The following is a 19,279-nucleotide window of genomic DNA, read 5'->3' as shown; positions in this document are numbered from 1 at the left end:
GACAATGAAAATAGTTATCAAAAATTTATTCACAATTTTTATTAACAATTGCAGTAATTTTTTATACTTTTCAAAAACAATTCATTACCATGACAGAACAGGAATTATTTTACGTTTTGGCCCTTCAAAGAGTGGATGGAGTAGGAGATATTATGGCCAAAAAACTTCTAACGCATTGTGGCTCGGCCGAAAATGTTTTCCATACAAAATCCCAACAATTGGCTTCAATTGATGGAGTAGGAACGGCATTATTGAAGAGTCTTAAGGACAAAACCGTTTTTGAAAAAGCCGAAAAAGAATTGGCTTTTATTCGGGCAAATAAGATTACAACTCATTTTTTTCAGGAAGAAAATTACCCCGAACGCTTAAAACATTGTTTTGACAGTCCGGTAATATTGTTTTCTTCGGGTAAAATTGATTTGTCCCAACGCAAAATGATTAGCATTGTAGGTACACGCCAAATTACGTCGTATGGCACCGAATTTTGTCGCAAATTAATCGAAGATTTGGCTCCTTTGAATCCAGTTATTGTAAGCGGTTTTGCCTATGGTGTAGATATTGTTGCTCATCAATTGGCAATGGAAAACGATTTGCAAACCATAGGAGTGGTAGCGCATGGGTTGAACCAAATTTATCCCAAACCGCATAAAAAATATGTGGCCAAAGTTGAGGAAAATGGAGGATTTATGACCGAGTTTTGGAGTAATGCCAATCCAGATAAAGAAAATTTTGTACGTCGCAATCGCATTGTAGCAGGCATGACGGAAGCTACTATCGTTATTGAATCTGCCGAAAGAGGAGGTTCTTTGATTACTGCTAATATGGCCAATGATTACAATCGTGATGTGTTTGCGGTACCTGGTAGAGTGACAGATAAGTACAGTCAAGGGTGTAACCAGCTGATAAAAACTCAAAAAGCCCATGTATTAACTAGCGCAGCTGATTTGATTTACATGCTCAATTGGGACATTCAGCCAGAACCCAAAGCGGTGCAAAAACAACTTTTTGTTTCCCTAGAACCTGATGAACAAAAAGTATATGATTATTTGCTCAAAACGGGTAAAGAACTAATGGATATCATTGCTTTGCATTGTGATTTTCCTATCTATCGCATGTCGGGATTATTGCTTACGATGGAACTCAAAGGGGTGATTCGTCCATTACCAGGAAAATTATTTGAGGCGATTTAAGTTTAACAAAAGACAGAAAGGCGTTATGATTTTTTTGATTGTAGGGTAATGTAGCGAAATGGTTTTTTGTGAATTGCATTAAAAAAAAAGCTTTGACAACTTTCAAAAAGTTGTCAAAGCTGATATAGGGTACATCTTCTAAAAGATAGCATTAGTCCATTTTTATGAGTTTTTTAGTTAAAAAAGACTTCGACTCCCGAAGTTTCGGGACAGCCTGACAATAGAAACGCCTTCAAAATCTTAGAATCTCAGTGTCTCAGAACTTCATTAAACATCATCATAATCAACATAAATAGTGTCCGAAGTAGGATGCGCTTGACAAGTCAAAATAAGTCCATCTGCGATTTCTTTGTCCGTCAAAATGGAGTTTTTCTTCATTTCGGCGGTACCTGAAGTAACACGCGCCAAACAACTACTGCAAATTCCACCCTGACAAGAATATGGCGCATCAATTCCTTTTTTCAATGCAGCTTCTAGTATCGTTTGTTTTTGCGACATCTCAAAGCTAGTTTCATCATCATCTACCATAATGGTGATTTTAGAATGTCCTTCCAGAGAATCTTTGATTTCAAGTTCTTGAGACGAAGCAGTGAAAAGTTCAAAAAGAATAGCCGAATCTTTAACGTTTTTCTCTTTTAAAACCGTCGAAACTGTATTGATCATTTCTTCAGGGCCACACAAGTAAAACTTGTCAAAATCAATTTCTTTGTGTTTGTTATTCAATGCAAAATTAACAATAGCTTTGTCAATACGACCATATTGTGCATGCTCAACATGCACTTGGCTATACACATAATCCACAAAAAAACGATTGACATATTGCAGGTGTAAATCATGCAGCTCTTGATGAAAAATAGTTTCTTCAGGCGATTTGTTTCCGTAAACCAAAACAAAAGAACTCTTTGGTTCACTTTTTAACACAGATTTTATTATGGAAATCACAGGAGTAATTCCGCTTCCAGAGGCAAAAGCGATGTAATTGTTTTGCTTGTCAGCGACAGGCTCAAATGTAAATTTTCCTTCGGGTTCACCTACTTCAATTACATCACCAGCTTTTAATTGATTGTTGGCAAATTGTGAAAAAACACCGTCTTTGACTGCTTTTACAGCAATGCGTAATTCACCACTTTCAGGTGAAGAACAAATAGAATAAGCCCTGCGGATTTCCTTTCCATCAAGGGTTAATTTTAAATTCAGGTATTGTCCTGCAATAAAAGAATAGTTAGATTTTAATTCTTCGGGTACATTAAAAAGAATCGAAACAGCATTTGCCGTTTCACGTTTTACTTCTTTTATAATTAATTTTAAAAATGAAGGCATCTTGATTATATTTTTTACAAAAGTAGGAAACCTTGATAAATTGTACCTATTTACCAGATTTTTTTTTGTATGCTAGTCCTCAAATCCAAAACCAAACAACAGTGGTCTCTTGAGAACAGAAAGAAATTGTTCTTTAAAAGTGTTTTTCGAACTATAAATTTCTATATTTCAAAAAGAAACGTATTTTTACCAGTCAATTATACTAGAAGAGTGTTTTAAAAGTTAAATGATAAAAAATACAGTCAATTGAAAACCACCATAGTTTACCGTTCAATTTCGTTAGGACTCTTTATATTTTTGGGCGCTTGTTCCACAAAGAGAGATAATTTTTTATCAAGAAACTCTCATGCTTTAAGTACAAAATATAATATTTTATATAATGGTGGAATAGGTTTAGATAAAGGCTTGGTCAGTATTGAAGATAATGAAAAAGACAATTTCTGGAAGCGACTGCCTATTGAGAAAATGCAATTCAAGGACGATGGAACTGGGACTAAAAAAGCCGCTAATGCCGATTTTGAGTTAGCCGAAAAAAAAGCGACTAAAGCCATTCAGAAACATTCCATGAATATTGATGGAATGGAGCGCAATTATCAAACGGATGAAGCTTATCTTTTACTAGGAAAATCAAGATATTATGACCAACGTTTTATTCCTGCTCTGGATGCCTTTAATTATATTTTATACAAATACCCTGGAAGTAGTAAAATTTATGAAGCTAAAGTTTGGCGCGAAAAAACCAATATGCGTCTAGGAAACGATGCCTTAGTAATTGCAAATATTACCCGACTTTTAGAAACAACGCAAAAGCAAGTAGCGGACAAGAATAAAATAAAGGCAACAGCAAGTCTAGAGAACACGACTATTTTGCCGAAACAAGTTTTTTCGGATGCCAATGCGCTGTTGGCAGAAGCGTATTTGAATCTGGAAGAAAAAGACAGTGCAGTAGTTAAATTGATTTTGGCTGAAAAATTCACTAAAAACAACCAACAAAGAGCGCGTTATCGTTTTATTTTAGGACAATTGCATGAAGAGATGAAGCATCCTGAAAAAGCTTTAGCCCATTACGAGTCGGTAATTGAAATGAATCGAAAAGCGGAACGAAAATATGTTATTCAGGCTCAGGCCAAAAAAGCACAACTGTTTGATTTTGAAAAAGAAGATACGCTAGTTTTCTTAAAAACGTTTGACAAACTTTTAAAAGATAGAGAAAACCGTCCTTTCTTGGATGTATTGCATTACCAAATGGGACTTTTCTATGACAAACAAGACAACCAGAAAAAAGCATTGGCACATTATACAACGGCCATTAAAAAATCTAAAACAGACCAATATTTAGTAGCTTCTAACTATAGAAATATTGGGAATATGTATTTCCGAAAAGCCAAATACGCTATGGCGGCTAAATATTATGATAGTACATTGACTAAACTGAATGACAAAAGCAGAGAATACATTCATATTAATAAAGTTCGTAAAGACTTAGATGATGTAATTCTGTATGAAGGAATAGCAGTGCGCAACGACAGTATTATTCAGGTTTTATCGATGTCAGCTCCTGAACGTGTGGCTTATTATGAAAAACACATCAAAGTTTTGAAAGAAGAGGATGAGAAAAGAAGAATTCTTGCCGAAAAGCAATTGCAAATCCAGAAAAACATCGCTAACAACAATAAATCAACAGTAGAGGATTTTGCTTCTGACAGCAATATAGGGTTGCCAAAACCAAGAGCAGCTGCCTTACCACCTTCAATAGGAGGAGCTAATTCAAATACTTCTGTATTTTATTTTTACAACCCCTCACTTGTTTCTTTTGGAAAAATAAATTTTAAAAGTACGTGGGGAAATCGTTCTTCCAATGGAAACTGGAGAATGGCTGCAGCGTCTAATGGTCAAATTGCCAGTACAACCAACGAAGAAAACGTAGCAACTGAAGAGGAAGATGGAAAAAAAGAAACCGAAGAAATTGTGGAATATACCACTGATTTCTACTTGAATCAATTGCCTACAGACCCAAAAGTCAAAGACAGCATTTACAAAGAACGCAATTTTGCGTACTACCAATTGGGGGTTATTTACAAGGAAAAATTCAAAGAATACCAATTGGCAACGACAAAATTAGAGCAATTATTACGTCAGCAGCCAGAAGAGAAATTGGTACTCCCTACCTTATATAATTTGTATAAAATTTACCAAATTACAGATGCTGCAAAAGCATACGAAGTTAAAAATGCCATTGTAACACAGTTCCCTAATTCGAGGTATGCCCAAATTATAACAAATGCTAAGTTGAACGCTGGCACACAAGATTCACCAGAACAGAGTTATGATCAAGCCTATGCTTTGTATCAGGAAGGGCAATATGACGTTGTTTTGGAAAAAACAGAGGGATTAATCAATCAATATTCGGGGGATGCCATAGTGTCCAAAATGGAGTTTTTAAGAGCAAACGCTATTGGGAAACTAAATGGTTTAGCAGCTTATAAAAAAGCCATTCAATATGTTGCCGATACCTATCCTAATACCGAAGAAGGAAAACAAGCGATGGAGATTATGAACAAACAAATTCCAGTTTTAGAAAACATGAATTTCAACGCTACGGATTCTAAAAATTGGAAAATTCTCTATAAAATTTCAAAAGCAGAGGATAGTAAGTTAAAATCGATTGAAAATAAAGTGAAGCAATTTATAACCAATGAATACAATCAAAGTTTAGGTTATCACTGGGAAGATTATAAAGGCAAAGAGCGTTTTTTGGTAATTCAAGGAGCAGATTCAGAGGCCTATGCCAAAAATGTAACCACAATTTTAAGAGATAATAAAAACTATAAAATTGAGGAACCGGCTATTATTTTATCTAATGAAAATTATAAAATAGTTCAAATAAAAAAGAACTTAGAAGACTATTTAGCTTCAAAAAAACAATAATTATGTTTGATAAAAAATCAAAATCCTACACCGAACTTTTAGGGAAAACAAATAGAATTGTGGAAGGAACGGTAATCAATGGTGACATTATTTCGCAAGCTGATTTTAGACTGGATGGAGAACTCATAGGTAATTTTCAATCGACGGGTAAACTGGTAATAGGTCCTTCAGGAAGCGTTACAGGTGATATTATTTGTAAAAATGCCGATATTGAAGGTACGTTTAATGGTAAAATTCAAGTTGCCGAAATTTTGAATGTAAAATCCAAAGCCCGTATTCATGGTGAGGTTACTGTGGGCAAATTAGCAGTGGAACCAGGTGCCGAATTTAGCGCTTCATGTACAATGAAAGACAACAAAAAACTATTACTTACCGATGGAAAAGAAACCTCAAAAAAACAAATCGAGTAAGTGGATGGCGCTTATCAATATTCCGGTGCAAATGGGAACCATTATATTTGTGTTTTCGTATGTAGGGGATTGGTTAGATGAAAATCATCCGAGTAACAAGGTGTACTATAGCCAAATTTTAGTAATTATAGGAGCAGCTATTGCCATGTACAATGTCATCAGGCAGGTTGTTCAAATAAATAAGGATAAGGAATAAAAGGAGTATTTTTCTTTTATTTTAACTATAGGTAAAAAAAACGAAACCATTTAAACTGTATCTGATTCCAAAGAATTACCCACTACAAAGTATGTTTACAAATCACTATTTTTCGTTTGCTCGATTGGCTCTTTTTTCGGTTGTTTTATTTGTCATTCATTATTTTGTTTTCGAATGGTTAGAAATAGATTTGAGTACCTTTCATTATTCATTGGGGTTTTTGTATTTCCTTTTTTTTGGCTTGTCTTTACTGGTTTTAATCGCTTTATTACTAGTAAAAAAGAAAAGTTATGAACAGGTAGGGATGAGTTTTTTGTTGCTAACTTCCTGTAAGATGCTGGTAGCCTATGTTATTTTGAGACCCATCTTAGCCAAAAATGACGAAAATGTTGCTTTGGAAAAAATGAGTTTTTTTATGATATTCATTTTGTATTTGATAATAGACACTTATATAACTATAAGAATATTAAACGAAAAGCAACAAAATTGATTCTGGTTGTGAAAAATTTAAAAATATTTTTTTGATATTCTTTTGAGTATTAATAAAAAATGTACCTTTGCACCAAATTTTAGAAACGTAAAAAAATAAGATTTTAACAATATGGTGATTTCAAACAAACCACTCCAATTTGTCCTAGGAGCTTTTATAGCTTTACTACCTGTAATGAGTTTTGCAAACTCTGAAATTGACTCCACACATGTTCAAACTCAGGTTGTTCATGAAGAGCAAATAGCGACTAGTGAAAATCATGAAGAATTGGGACATGCAGCTCAAGATCCAAAAGAGAAAATCAACGCATTTATTGATCATCACTTACAAGATTCTCATGATTTTGTGTTCTTTTCAGATGAAAAAGAGAACAAACATTATGGTTTTTCATTACCAGTTATCCTTTTTGACGAAGGATTAAAAATCTTTTCTTCTTCAGAGTTACATCATGGAGAGCACGTTGCAGAAGTGGATGGTAATTACTACAAGTTAGTACACGGTAAAATCTACAAAACAGATGCTGAAGGAACTATCAACTACGATGAGCACCACCACCCAACTAACGAGCAACCTTTAGATTTTTCTATTACAAAGAACGTAGTTTCAATGCTTTTAGTTTCAGTATTGTTATTTTTAATGTTTACTGGTTTGGCTAAATCTTATAAAAAAGGACCAATCCCAACTGGTTTTGGTAGAGTTTTAGAACCACTTATTCTTTTCATTAGAGACGAAATAGCTATCCCAAATATTGGAGAGAAAAAATACAGAAAATTTATGGGCTACTTATTGACCGTGTTTTTCTTTGTATGGTTGTTGAACTTATTAGGAATGACTCCTCTAGGAATTAACGTTACGGGTAATATTGCTATCACTATTTGTTTAGCTTTATTTACTTTCATCATTACACAATTCAGTGCCAATAAAGATTATTGGGGACACATTTTCTGGATGCCAGGTGTACCAGTCCCAATGAAAATCATTTTAGCTCCAATTGAGTTATTAGGAACATTGACAAAACCTTTCGCTTTATTAATTCGTTTGTATGCTAACATCACTGCTGGTCACGTAGTTATCATGAGTTTGATTGCGATGATATTTGTAGGTAAGAATTTAGCAGCAGATTTACCAATCTCGTTAGGTTTAACATTGTTTATTTCTGTAATTGAAGTTTTAGTTGCATTTTTACAGGCCTTTATTTTTACAATGTTGTCTTCATTGTTTATCGGAATGGCGGTTCAAGACCACCATCATGAGGAGCATGCAGCACATTAATAGCATTCTTTTTTAATTTTTTGAAGTTTAATTTTATATATAAATACTTTTTATGGGAACAATTCCAACTTTAGTAGGTGCAGGTTTAGTAGTAATCGGTGCAGGTTTAGGATTAGGTAAAATCGGTGGATCTGCAATGGACGCTATCGCTCGTCAACCAGAAGCTGCAGGTAAAATTCAAACTGCGATGATTATCATCGCGGCTTTATTAGAAGGTTTAGCATTTGCTGCTTTAATCTTAGGAAAATAATAAAGAAAACCATAACAACATCTTTAACGGTTGGTTAAAGGTGTTGTTATATTTTAAAAGAGAAATTAAATTTTATAAAGTTATATATAATGGAGAAGTTAATTAATGATTTTTCATTCGGTTTATTCTTTTGGCAAGCAATTATCTTATTAATATTAATTGTATTACTAGTAAAATTTGCTTGGAAACCTATCATGCAATCTATCACTGATAGAGAAGAAGGAATAAAAGACGCCTTGCTTTCAGCTGAAAATGCTAGAAATGAAATGCAAAATTTACAAGCAGACAACCAACGTATCTTACAAGAAGCGAGATTAGAGCGTGATAATATGCTTAAAGATGCTCGTGAAATGAAAGAAAAAATGGTAGCCGATGCTAAAACGGAAGCACAAGTGCAAGGTCAAAAAATGATTGAGCAAGCTAAAGCAGCTATCGAGAGTGAAAAAAATGCAGCTATGGCAGAATTGAAATTACAAGTTTCAACTTTATCATTGAATATCGCTGAGAAATTATTGAAAGACGAATTATCTAACAAAGAAGCTCAAACTAAATTAGTAGAGAAAATGTTAGGTGAGGTAAAGATAAACTAAATCATTATGGCAGGTACAAGAGCAGCAATTCGTTATGCAAAAGCAATTTTAGACTTAGCAAACTCAATAGGTATTGCCGATGTTGTGAATAAGGATATGCAAACGATAGCTACAACTGTTAATGGTAATTTGGAATTGAATGCTTTTATTCAGAGTCCAACTGTTACTGTTGAGGTAAAAGAAGCAACCCTTTTAGAAGTTTTTGCAGAAAGTAACGGTGTGACCAAAGGTTTGTTCCATTTGTTATTTGAAAACAAAAGATTTGAAATTCTTGGTGCTATTGCTCAAGAATACAGTAAATTATTTGACGAAAGCATGGGGATTGAAGTAGCCAAAGTAACTACAGCAGTTCCAATGGATGCAGCACTTGAAGCTAAAGTTTTGGCTAAAGTAGCATCACTTTCTGATAAAAAGATTACTATTGAAAGTCATGTAGATCCTTCGATTATTGGAGGTTTTATTTTAAGAATAGGTGACCAGCAATACAATGCTTCGGTAGCCAACAGATTACAAGTATTAAGTAGAGAGTTAAGTAACTAGTTTTATTGCACATTTAAGTGTCTAAATTATAAATTAAGATGGCGGAAATCAAACCTGCTGAAATTTCAGCAATATTAAGAAAGCAAGTAGAAGGTTTTGAATCTGGCGCTACGCTAGAGGAAGTAGGAACCGTACTTCAAGTTGGAGATGGTATTGCTCGTATTTACGGGCTTTCTAATGTTCAATATGGAGAGTTGGTAGAATTTGAAAATGGTCTTGAGGCTATTGTATTGAATCTTGAAGAAGATAACGTAGGGGTGGTACTTTTAGGACCATCAACTGGTATTAAAGAAGGTTCAACGGCAAAAAGAACACAACGTATCGCTTCTCTTAAAGTTGGAGAGCAAATGGTAGGACGTGTAGTAAACACTTTAGGTTTTCCAATTGATGGAAAAGGCCCTATCGGTGGAGACTTATACGAAATGCCATTAGAAAGAAAAGCTCCTGGTGTTGTATTTCGTCAGCCAGTAACTGAGCCATTACAAACAGGTGTAAAAGCAGTTGATGCGATGATTCCTGTAGGTCGTGGACAACGTGAGCTTGTTATTGGTGACCGTCAAACTGGTAAATCAACAGTTTGTATCGATACCATCTTAAATCAAAAAGAATTTTATGATGCAGGGAAACCAGTTTTCTGTATCTATGTAGCGATTGGACAAAAAGCTTCTACAGTAGCAGGTATTGCTAAAATGTTAGAAGAAAAAGGGGCAATGGCTTATACTGTAATCGTTGCTGCTAATGCTTCTGATCCAGCTCCAATGCAAGTGTACGCTCCTTTCGCAGGTGCTGCAATTGGGGAGTACTTTAGAGATTCAGGTCGTCCAGCATTAATTGTTTATGATGATTTATCTAAACAAGCGGTAGCTTACCGTGAGGTGTCTCTTTTGTTAAGAAGACCTCCAGGTCGTGAGGCTTACCCTGGTGACGTTTTCTACTTACACTCTCGTTTATTAGAGCGTGCTTGTAAAGTAATTGCTGATGACGGAATTGCTAAAAACATGAATGACTTACCAGAATCTATCAAAGGAATCGTTAAAGGTGGTGGTTCATTAACAGCTTTACCAATTATCGAAACTCAAGCTGGTGACGTTTCTGCTTATATCCCTACAAACGTAATCTCGATTACAGATGGTCAAATTTTCTTGGATGGAGATTTGTTTAACTCAGGAGTTCGTCCAGCGATTAATGTAGGTATTTCTGTATCTCGTGTGGGTGGTAACGCTCAAATTAAATCAATGAAAAAAGTATCTGGTACTTTAAAACTAGATCAAGCACAATTCCGTGAATTGGAAGCGTTTGCTAAGTTTGGTTCTGACCTTGATGCGGTTACTTTGAATGTAATTGAAAAAGGGAAAAGAAACGTTGAAATCTTGAAACAAGGTTTGAACGATCCTTATACAGTAGAAGACCAAGTAGCTATTATCTATGCAGGTTCTAAAAACTTATTGAAAAATGTTCCTGTAAATAAAGTGAAAGAATTCGAAAAAGATTTCTTGTCTTTCTTGAACAACAAACACAGAGCAACTTTGGATGCTTTAAAAGCAGGAAAATTAACAGATGAGATTACCGATGTAATCGAAACTGTAGCGAAAGAAGTTTCAGCTAAATATAACTAATTCTCCACCTAGCCTCCCCAAAGGGGAGGAGGAAAAGGAGTTTGCTAAAGTATAATATTAATATAAGACAGATGCCCTCGATTAGTCTCCCTCCCCTTTGGGGAGGGTTGGGGAGGGGAATAAAATGGCTAATTTAAAGGAAATCCGTAATAGAATTACTTCCGTTTCATCTACGATGCAAATTACATCTGCGATGAAAATGGTTTCTGCTGCTAAGCTAAAAAAAGCACAAGATGCAATTACAGCTATGCGCCCTTATGCCGAAAAGCTAACGGAATTATTACAAAATCTTTCAGCAACTCTTGATGGTGGTGCTGGAGAAGAATTTACTACACAACGTGAAGTAAAGAAAGTATTGGTTGTTGTGATTACTTCTAATAGAGGTTTATGTGGAGCATTCAATACGAATGTAATTAAAGAAGCTAAAAACCGTGTTGACTTCTATGCAGGGAAACAAGTTGATTTTTTTGCTATTGGTAAAAAAGGAAATGATGTGTTAACTAAGTCTAATACAGTTATTGAAAATCAAAGTAGTGTTTTTGACCGTTTGACTTTTGATAATGTTGCCGCTATCGCTGATACTTTGACACAAAAGTTCTTATCTGGTGAGTATGATAAAATTGAGTTGATTTACAATCAATTTAAAAATGCTGCTACTCAGCTAGTACAAACAGAGCAATTCTTACCTTTAGCGCCTGTAAAAACAGATTTGAATGTTGCGCCTTCGGATTATATTTTTGAGCCTTCTAAAGAAGAAATTGTATTGACTTTGATTCCTAAATCATTGAAAACACAATTATACAAAGGAATTCGCGATTCATTTGCGTCTGAGCACGGTGCTCGTATGACTGCAATGCACAAAGCAACAGATAATGCAACAGCATTGAGAAATCAATTGAAATTGACATATAACAAAGCACGTCAAGCTGCGATTACTAATGAAATCCTTGAGATTGTTGGTGGAGCTGAAGCTTTGAATGGATAAAGTTTAAAAAATATTTTTTGTTTTAAAAGCCACGTTTTTACGTGGCTTTTTTATTCTTGTAAGTTTTAACAAACAGATGTTGGTTTTTGGGGCAATTTTTTATTTTAATAACCTGATTTTTAATATCTTTTGTGTTATTTTTTATAATTTCGTTCTGAATTATTTCCAAAAAATACCATGACCAATTATCCTATTGAACTTTCAGAACAACTTCTGCAACTTATAAAGCAGGGACATGATACGAAAGCACTCCGGCAGGAGCTTTTCTATATCAGACTTAACAAACTCAATTCTTATTTGGCAAATGATACGCTAAAAATAATGTTTTGGACAAACATCTATAATGCCTATTTATTATTACTCAAAAAAGAATTGGACAACGACAGTGGTATTTTTTCTGTAAAAAGAATTAAAATAGGCTACAATCGATTTTCTTTAAACGACATCGAATACCATATTTTTAAATTGTCTGGACCCAAAAACTTCTGGGGTATTGCACATCTTTTTGTTTCCCCAGTTCTTAAGAAATTAGCAGTAGAAAGTAAAGACCACAGTATAGGTTCCCAATTGTATAAATACAAGTCAATGCCATAATTTTAGGTATTCATTAGAAAGTTTATAAGGATTCTGTTTTGCTTGCAGGAATAAACCAAGAATTGGTTATTTTTGTTTCAAATTAATAGTAAAGCCATTTTGGGATTATATAAAAAACTTTTTAAACAAACAGCGATTTACGGATTGGCAACTGTATTGCCAAGGATGTTCAGCTTTTTATTGGTACCGCTTTATACTAATTTATTACCCAAAGACGATTATGGTAATTTATCCATCACTTTTGCTTGGATTATTTTTTTCAATGTCATTTTGGCCTACGGAATGGAAACAGCTTTCTTTAGGTTTTATAGCAATGAAGAAGATAAACAAGCAGTAGTTGAAACCTCGATGATTTCTATTTTCTGGACTACGATTTGTTTTTTATTTCTTGCGCTTTTATTTAGAACCACCTTGGCAGATTGGTCGGGTATCGATTCACAATACATTACGTATGCCATTTGGATTTTGGCATTAGATGCTTTGGTAATTATTCCATTTTCTAAATTAAGAGCTTTACAAAAACCAATGGTTTATGCCTTGATTAAGATAGGGAATGTGTTGGTTAATCTCGTTTTGAGTGTTCTTTTTTTACTTTATTTTCCCATTTTGGTCAAAGAAAATCCGGAGGGGTTTGTGAGTTCGTTGTTTATTGATAATTTTGAAGTAGGTTACATCTTTTTAGCCAATATTATTGCCAGCTTATTGACCTTTGTTGTTTTATCTCCTGATTATGTTTTTTTGAAATGGAAGTTTGATTTTAACCTTTGGAAAAAAATGATGCGCTATGGGTTGCCCATTTTGGTAGCCGGAATTGCTTTTGCTATCAATGAACAATTTGATAAAATCCTTTTAGAACAGTTACTACCCAAAAGTATTGGAAAAGCCGAAGTAGGGGTCTATTCCGCTTGTTACAAATTAGGATTGTTTATGGTTTTGTATCGTACCGCTTATACATTAGGAATTGAGCCATTCTTCTTTAGTCATGCCTCTGATAAAAATGCTACACATACTTATGCGATGGTAACCAAGTATTTTGTCATCTTTGGTTCGTTTATCATGTTGACCGTTATTGTTTTCGCTGATTTATTTAAATTCTTAATGATTCGGGATTCTTCCTACTGGGTTGCGATGAAGGTAGTGCCTTTGATTATTTTGGCCAATTTCTGTTTGGGGATTTACACTAATTTATCGGTTTGGTACAAATTAATTGATAAAACGTATATTGGCGCTTACATTTCAATTGCAGGTGCTATCATTACATTGGTGTTGAATTATTTATTGATTCCATCTATGAGTTATTATGGTTCAGCCATTGCAACCTTAGCAGCTTATGGAAGTATGATGGCAATCTCTTATTTTTTAGGGAACAAATATTATCCTATCCCGTATGATTTGAAAAAGATTGGAGGTTATTTAGGGTTATCGATTGGATTTTCAATTCTATCTTTTTATTATTTTAGAGAAAATTATTTTGTTGGTATAGCGTTATTATCTTTGTTTCTTTATTTTTTATATCGCAATGAAAAAGAAATGTTAACCAGTATATTAAATCGTAAAAAATAATATAAGGTTGCATACGGCCTTAATCGAGTTACTATTTTAAAAATGGAAAGATGAAAATAAATATTATAAATAAATCCCAACATGCTTTGCCTAGTTATGAGACTATCGCTTCAGCAGGAATGGATTTAAGAGCTAATTTAAGCGAATCGATAACATTACAGCCTTTAGAGCGAACTGTTGTTAAAACAGGTCTTTTTATCGAATTACCGATAGGTTTTGAGGCACAAGTACGCCCAAGGAGTGGATTGGCCTTTAAAAACGGAATTACGGTGCTTAATAGCCCTGGAACCATTGATGCCGATTATCGAGGTGAAATAGGTGTTATTTTAGTAAACCTTTCGAATGTGCCATTTGAAATTCAAAATGGAGAACGTATCGCGCAACTCATTATTGCCAAACACGAACGTGCAGAATGGTTAGAAGTAGCAGAATTATCTGAAACGACTAGAGGTGCAGGCGGTTTTGGGAGTACAGGTGTTAAATAGTATTCAGTTTCCAGCCATTGAGTAAACAGTTCGAAATAGTCAACGTATATATTAAACTAATTAATAAACCTTTGTGAACTTTGCCTATCATCTAGTCCTAATGTTTCGGAAGTAGAAAGACTTTGCAAACTTTGCGGTTAAATAAATAATCAAAAATGAAAATAATAGTTCCTATGGCAGGACGTGGTTCTCGTCTTCGCCCACATAGTTTAACAGTTCCTAAGCCATTGATTCCAGTTGCAGGAAAACCGATCGTTCATCGATTAGTGGAAGATATTGCTAAGATTTTAAAACAACCTATCGAAGAGATTGCATTTGTTTTAGGTGACCCTGCATTTTTTGGCGAGGATGTTGTCAAAAGTTTAGAGGAATTAGCAACTGGATTAGGCGCTAGAGCTTCAATTTATCGTCAGGATTTGCCTCTCGGAACAGGTCATGCGATTATGTGTGCCAAAGAATCTTTGTCAGGACCTGCCGTAATTGCGTATGCAGATACGTTGATTAGAGCCGATTTTGAATTAGATCCAGCAGCTGATGCGGTGATTTGGGTAAAACAAGTTGATGAGCCTGAGGCGTATGGTGTGGTGAAACTGAATCCAAATAACGAAATAGTGGAATTGGTAGAAAAACCGAAAGATTTTGTGAGTGATTTAGCTGTAATTGGGATTTATTATTTCAAGGAAGTAGGGGAGTTGAAAAAAGAATTGCAAGGAGTATTAGATAACAATATTCAAAATGGTGGCGAATATCAAATTAACGATGGTATCAAAGCGATGATGGCCAATGGTAAAGTATTCAAAACAGGAAGTGTGGACGAATGGATGGATTGTGGCAACAAAAATGTAACTGTTGAAACAAATGCCCGAATGTTAGGGTTTTTACAATCGGATGGTGAGAATCTTGTAGCTCCTAGCGCTCAATTAGAAAACGCAACTATCATTCCACCTTGCTTTATTGGTGAGAATGTGGTTTTAACCAATGCGACAGTGGGACCTAATGTGTCTTTAGGAAAAGGCTCGCATGTGAAGGACAGTACGATCAAAAACAGTTTGATTCAAACACATGCTCATATTAAAAATGCCAATTTGGATAACGCCATGATAGGAAACCATGTGAGTTTTGACGGTAAATTTACCAGTATAAGTATTGGGGATTATTCAGTTTTAGAATAATATCAAAAATAAATAGTAACAAGTTCAGAGAGAAAATAGTAATTGACAAATTGTTTTATTCATTTTCTTTTTGAACTTTGTTTTTTAAAGTTGTAATTCATTTTGAGAATGGTACGTCAATGGGTTTTAATGCTTTTATTTATCGTTTTGCTGGGCAATACACCCTTTGCCGTGGCTCAAACGGAAATGGATTATAAACCGACTCAACAGGACTTATTTCAAGATTATTTTTTTGAGGCTTTAAAACAAAAAGGAATCGAAAATTACGACAAAGCCATTGTGTCTTTGGAGAAATGCCTAAAAATTGAACCACAAAATGCCACAGTTTATTTTGAGTTAGGTAAAAATTATTTGTCTCTAAAAAATTATAGAAATGCTCTAAGTTCTTTTGAAAAAGCCACCCAAATCGATCCCACAAACAAGTGGTTTTGGATTGGTATTTACGATGTAAATTATGCAACCAAAGATTATGTAGGTGCCATTGCTACCATTGAGAAGTTAATTGTGTTTGACTCTAAATTCAAAGAAGATTTAACTTCCTTGTACATGAATACTGCACAGTTTGATAAAGCATTGGCGTTGATAAACGAATTAAATGAAACGGTAGGCAAATCAGACCGTAGAGAGTCATACAAAATTCAAATTTTGTCACAAGGCAAATACCAAAATGCAGAAATTCAAAACCTAATTGAACAAATTCAAAAATATCCTAAGGAAGAGGCTAATTATATTTCTCTAATTTATTTATATTCTAAGAATAATGATATTGAGAAAGTCATTGCTACCGCCCAACAACTTGAAAAGGAAATTCCTTCATCAGAGTGGGCTCAGGTGAGTTTGTTTAAATTTCATTTAGAAAATAACGAAGGCGACAAAGCCGTTAAAGCGATGAACATGGTATTGGCTAGTGCCAAAATTGATTCCAAAATCAAGCACCGTGTGCTGAATGAATTTTTAATTTTTGTCAATTCCAATCCACAATATGCAAATGCCTTAGAAACAGCGGTGGGTTATTTTGACCAAGATACCGAAGTAAATGTAGCAAAGGAGTTGGGCAAATTTTATCATTCCAAAAAAGAATGGAACAAAGCAATTAAATACTACGAATTAGCCAATTCCAAAACGGAAACCTTAGAGCTTGAAACCAATGTGTTATTGCTTCAAGTGTATGCTGAGGCCAAACAATATGAAGCAGTAGTTAAAAAAGCGTCAAACTTAATCGATTTTTATCCTAATCAGCCTCAATTTTACTATTTTTCAGGCTTGGGGTACAACCAGCTTCAAAAATTTAAAAATGCCAAGGAGGTGCTTGAAATGGGTATGGATTTTGTAGTAGATGACCGGGCTTTAGAAATCAATTTTAATATTCAGCTCGGAGAGGCCTTTAACGGGCTTGGTGATGTTGCTAAAAAAGAGTTTCATTTTTCCAAAGCCAATCAATTATTAAAAACAAAATAATGCAAACAACAGTGATAGTAAAAAAAGGAATTGTGTTTTTAGTCATGGCGAGTGCTTTGTTTCTTGGGTCTTGTAAATCCAAACAAGCATTAATTCAAAACAACGCAACTGCTCCTTCAGAAGAATTAAAAACGAATGAAATCATTGGAAAACACTATGATGTAAAAACAGATTTTTCTACGATTTATATCAAATCAAATGTGCGTTTTGATAATGGTAGTCAAACTCAAAATTTAGCCGCTGAAATTCGTATCAAAAAAGATGAACAAATTTTGGTAAGCCTTCGGTTTCTTGGAATAACCATGGCCAAAGCGTCTATAACACCTGATAAGGTCAGCTATTATGAAAAAGTAAAAGGAACCTATTTTGAAGGAGATTTTAGCGGTTTAAGTCAGTGGTTAGGGACTGATTTGGATTACAATAAAATACAAAATATGTTATTAGGGGAGTCTCTGGATGACCTTAGAAAAGGCAAATACCTTCAAACACTCGATGCATTAGCTTATCAATTGGTGGATAAAGCCAATAATACGACCCACAAAACGTTTTATATTGATGCGGCTAATTTTAAGGTTCGTAAACAACAAGTTATCCAAACGGATAAAGGAAGAAAAATTGAAATTAAGTACGGAAATTTTACAGCTTTTGATAAAAATATGTTACCAAAACAAGTTCATATTGAGGCTATTCAAGAAAAAGGAAAAACAGACATTAATTTAGAATACGAAGATATTAATTTTAATCAGTCACTTTCTTTTCCATATAGTGTTCCAAATGGGTATAAAAGAATTATAATTAATTAAATTTGCACCAAAATCTATTTTTAAGATGCCAAAGTTTTTTCTAAGCCTAGTTTTCATTTGCATGACTTCCCTTCTGTGGAGTCAATCTTCTCAACAAGAAAAGTTAGAGCAGCGTAAGGCTCAAATTCAGAGAGAAATTAAGGATAATGAAAAGATGTTAAAATCTGTTCAATCCAAGGAAAAGTCTGCAATGAATGTTTATTTGATTCAAAAAAATAAAATTAGGTTGAAAGAAAACCTAATCAGTACCACGACCAAACAAACCAAGCTTTTGGCTGATGATATTTATTTGAATCAATTGAAAATCAATCAGCTGAATAAAGAACTTTTAGCGCTTAAAGAAGACTATGCTAAGAAAATCGTTCAGTCTTACAAGAGCCGTTCTGAGCAAAGTCGAGCCATGTTTATTTTGTCTTCCGAGAATTTTTTACAAGCGTTTAAACGTGTTCAATATTTAAAACAATATACCAATTTTAGAAAAGCACAAGGAGAAGAAATCAAAGGAAAATCCTTAGAATTGGTTGCGGTTAACAAAAAATTGAATGAGCAAAAAATAGCCAAACAAAAGTTGTTAGAGGAAAATCAAAAAGAGCGTCAATTGCTTGAAAAAGAAAGAATAGAGCAAGAGAAACTGGTAAAAGAAATTAAAAAAGATAAAAATAGAATTGTTTCAGATATTCGTAAAAAACAAAGCGAATCTAAAAATATTGATCGTCAAATTGATCGTTTAGTTCGTGAAGCCATTGCTGAGGCCAACAGAAAGGCTGCTGCTGAGAAAGCAAGAGCACTAGCCGAAGCTAAAGCCGCTGCTGCTGAAAACGCTTCTAAATCAACTAAATCATCTAAGAAAACCACTACGGCCCCTGTTGTAGAAGAAAAAGAACCCGTTACAAGAACAGAGGTTTCTTCTTCTAGAATTGAGTTGACGCCTGAAGCTAAGATAGTCGCCGATAATTTTAGAGCTAATAGAGGAAAACTACCTTGGCCAGTTGAAAAAGGTTTTGTTTCTCTGGGCTATGGTAATCAGGCACATCCCATTTACAACACGCTTGTCGTTCATAATAGTGGAGTCGAAATTACCACCGAAGAAGGTGCAAATGCCCGAGCGGTTTTTGGTGGAGAAGTGGCCAGTGTTATGATATTGTCTCCTGTAAATAAAGCGGTGATGATTCAGCATGGAGACTATTTTACCGTTTATCAAAATCTAAGCACGGTTTCAGTGAGTAAAGGAGATAAAGTAAGTATCAAACAAAATTTAGGTCGCGTAAGAACTAGTAGTGAAACAGGTAAAACGGTAATTAAATTCTTGTTGTTACAAAATACAACGTATACTAATCCACAAGGATGGTTGGCTAATATGTAATTGATTTTTGAGTATAAAGGGTAAGAGTCAAAGGTTAATCATTTTTATCAATAA

19 protein-coding genes are annotated in these 19,279 nt (G+C 34.4%); 18 read left to right on the top strand and 1 reads right to left on the bottom strand.

All coding sequences use genetic code 11. The features are described 5' to 3' along the window. Window positions 1-89: 89 nt before the first annotated feature. The gene (dprA, locus tag K5R64_RS03870; protein ID WP_220761083.1) at window positions 90-1,190 is read left to right on the top strand and encodes a DNA-processing protein DprA; all 1,101 of its coding nucleotides are present in this window, start codon (window positions 90-92) and stop codon (window positions 1,188-1,190) included. A gap of 267 nt (window positions 1,191-1,457) precedes the next feature. Here the strand turns inward: dprA and K5R64_RS03865 are convergent, their stop codons facing one another. Next, entirely contained in the window at window positions 1,458-2,510 is a 1,053-nt protein-coding gene (locus tag K5R64_RS03865) for a ferredoxin--NADP reductase (protein WP_220761081.1), read from the bottom strand. Between the two features lie 246 nt (window positions 2,511-2,756). Between K5R64_RS03865 and K5R64_RS03860 the strand changes: the two genes are divergently transcribed. From K5R64_RS03860 to K5R64_RS03780, 17 genes are all read left to right on the top strand, one after another. Then, window positions 2,757-5,438 (top strand): gliding motility protein, encoded by a 2,682-nt coding sequence (locus K5R64_RS03860; protein WP_220761079.1) that lies wholly within the window; start codon window positions 2,757-2,759, stop codon window positions 5,436-5,438. 2 nt (window positions 5,439-5,440) lie between these two features. Next, complete coding sequence (locus K5R64_RS03855; protein ID WP_220761077.1) at window positions 5,441-5,848, top strand: polymer-forming cytoskeletal protein; 408 nt, start codon at window positions 5,441-5,443, stop codon at window positions 5,846-5,848. Then, window positions 5,814-6,044, top strand: coding sequence for an AtpZ/AtpI family protein (locus K5R64_RS03850; RefSeq protein ID WP_220761075.1), 231 nt, complete (start codon window positions 5,814-5,816; stop codon window positions 6,042-6,044). The genes K5R64_RS03855 and K5R64_RS03850 overlap by 35 nt, the downstream gene beginning before the upstream one ends. Window positions 6,045-6,135: 91 nt before the next feature. After that, on the top strand, window positions 6,136-6,534 hold the full coding sequence (locus tag K5R64_RS03845) for a hypothetical protein (RefSeq protein WP_220761073.1): 399 nt from the start codon (window positions 6,136-6,138) through the stop codon (window positions 6,532-6,534). A gap of 111 nt (window positions 6,535-6,645) precedes the next feature. Next, window positions 6,646-7,806 (top strand): F0F1 ATP synthase subunit A, encoded by a 1,161-nt coding sequence (atpB, locus tag K5R64_RS03840; protein WP_220761071.1) that lies wholly within the window; start codon window positions 6,646-6,648, stop codon window positions 7,804-7,806. 52 nt (window positions 7,807-7,858) lie between these two features. After that, a complete protein-coding gene (gene atpE / locus K5R64_RS03835; RefSeq protein WP_008465835.1) occupies window positions 7,859-8,056 on the top strand; it encodes an ATP synthase F0 subunit C in 198 nt (65 codons plus the stop codon). Between the two features lie 89 nt (window positions 8,057-8,145). After that, complete coding sequence (locus K5R64_RS03830; RefSeq protein ID WP_220761069.1) at window positions 8,146-8,646, top strand: F0F1 ATP synthase subunit B; 501 nt, start codon at window positions 8,146-8,148, stop codon at window positions 8,644-8,646. A gap of 6 nt (window positions 8,647-8,652) precedes the next feature. Continuing rightward, entirely contained in the window at window positions 8,653-9,186 is a 534-nt protein-coding gene (atpH, locus tag K5R64_RS03825) for an ATP synthase F1 subunit delta (RefSeq protein ID WP_220761067.1), read from the top strand. A gap of 38 nt (window positions 9,187-9,224) precedes the next feature. Next, window positions 9,225-10,802, top strand: coding sequence for a F0F1 ATP synthase subunit alpha (gene atpA, locus K5R64_RS03820; protein WP_220761065.1), 1,578 nt, complete (start codon window positions 9,225-9,227; stop codon window positions 10,800-10,802). 124 nt (window positions 10,803-10,926) lie between these two features. Beyond that, window positions 10,927-11,787 (top strand): ATP synthase F1 subunit gamma, encoded by an 861-nt coding sequence (gene atpG / locus K5R64_RS03815; RefSeq protein ID WP_220761063.1) that lies wholly within the window; start codon window positions 10,927-10,929, stop codon window positions 11,785-11,787. A gap of 177 nt (window positions 11,788-11,964) precedes the next feature. Beyond that, window positions 11,965-12,381 carry a DUF547 domain-containing protein gene (locus K5R64_RS03810; protein WP_220761061.1) on the top strand — a complete coding sequence of 139 codons (417 nt, stop codon included), beginning with the start codon at window positions 11,965-11,967 and terminating at the stop codon, window positions 12,379-12,381. Window positions 12,382-12,480: 99 nt separating this feature from the next. Then, a complete protein-coding gene (locus tag K5R64_RS03805; RefSeq protein ID WP_220761267.1) occupies window positions 12,481-13,944 on the top strand; it encodes a lipopolysaccharide biosynthesis protein in 1,464 nt (487 codons plus the stop codon). Between the two features lie 50 nt (window positions 13,945-13,994). Then, window positions 13,995-14,429, top strand: a complete 435-nt coding sequence (gene dut / locus K5R64_RS03800; RefSeq protein WP_220761059.1) for a dUTP diphosphatase — start codon at window positions 13,995-13,997, stop codon at window positions 14,427-14,429. 155 nt (window positions 14,430-14,584) lie between these two features. Continuing rightward, window positions 14,585-15,601, top strand: a complete 1,017-nt coding sequence (locus K5R64_RS03795) for a sugar phosphate nucleotidyltransferase (protein ID WP_220761057.1) — start codon at window positions 14,585-14,587, stop codon at window positions 15,599-15,601. 108 nt (window positions 15,602-15,709) lie between these two features. Continuing rightward, complete coding sequence (locus tag K5R64_RS03790) at window positions 15,710-17,059, top strand: lipopolysaccharide assembly protein LapB (RefSeq protein WP_220761055.1); 1,350 nt, start codon at window positions 15,710-15,712, stop codon at window positions 17,057-17,059. Continuing rightward, entirely contained in the window at window positions 17,059-17,862 is an 804-nt protein-coding gene (locus K5R64_RS03785) for a DUF4292 domain-containing protein (RefSeq protein WP_220761053.1), read from the top strand. The genes K5R64_RS03790 and K5R64_RS03785 overlap by 1 nt, the downstream gene beginning before the upstream one ends. Window positions 17,863-17,923: 61 nt before the next feature. Continuing rightward, window positions 17,924-19,225: a murein hydrolase activator EnvC gene (locus K5R64_RS03780; protein WP_255580292.1), complete on the top strand. Its 1,302-nt coding sequence runs from the start codon at window positions 17,924-17,926 to the stop codon at window positions 19,223-19,225. The last annotated feature ends 54 nt before the right edge of the window (window positions 19,226-19,279 follow it).

Source organism: Flavobacterium sp. UMI-01 (assembly GCF_019656315.1).
GTDB lineage: Bacteria > Bacteroidota > Bacteroidia > Flavobacteriales > Flavobacteriaceae > Flavobacterium.
The sequence above is the reverse complement of the archived record's forward strand: the minus strand, read 5'-3'. Positions and strand labels throughout refer to the sequence as shown.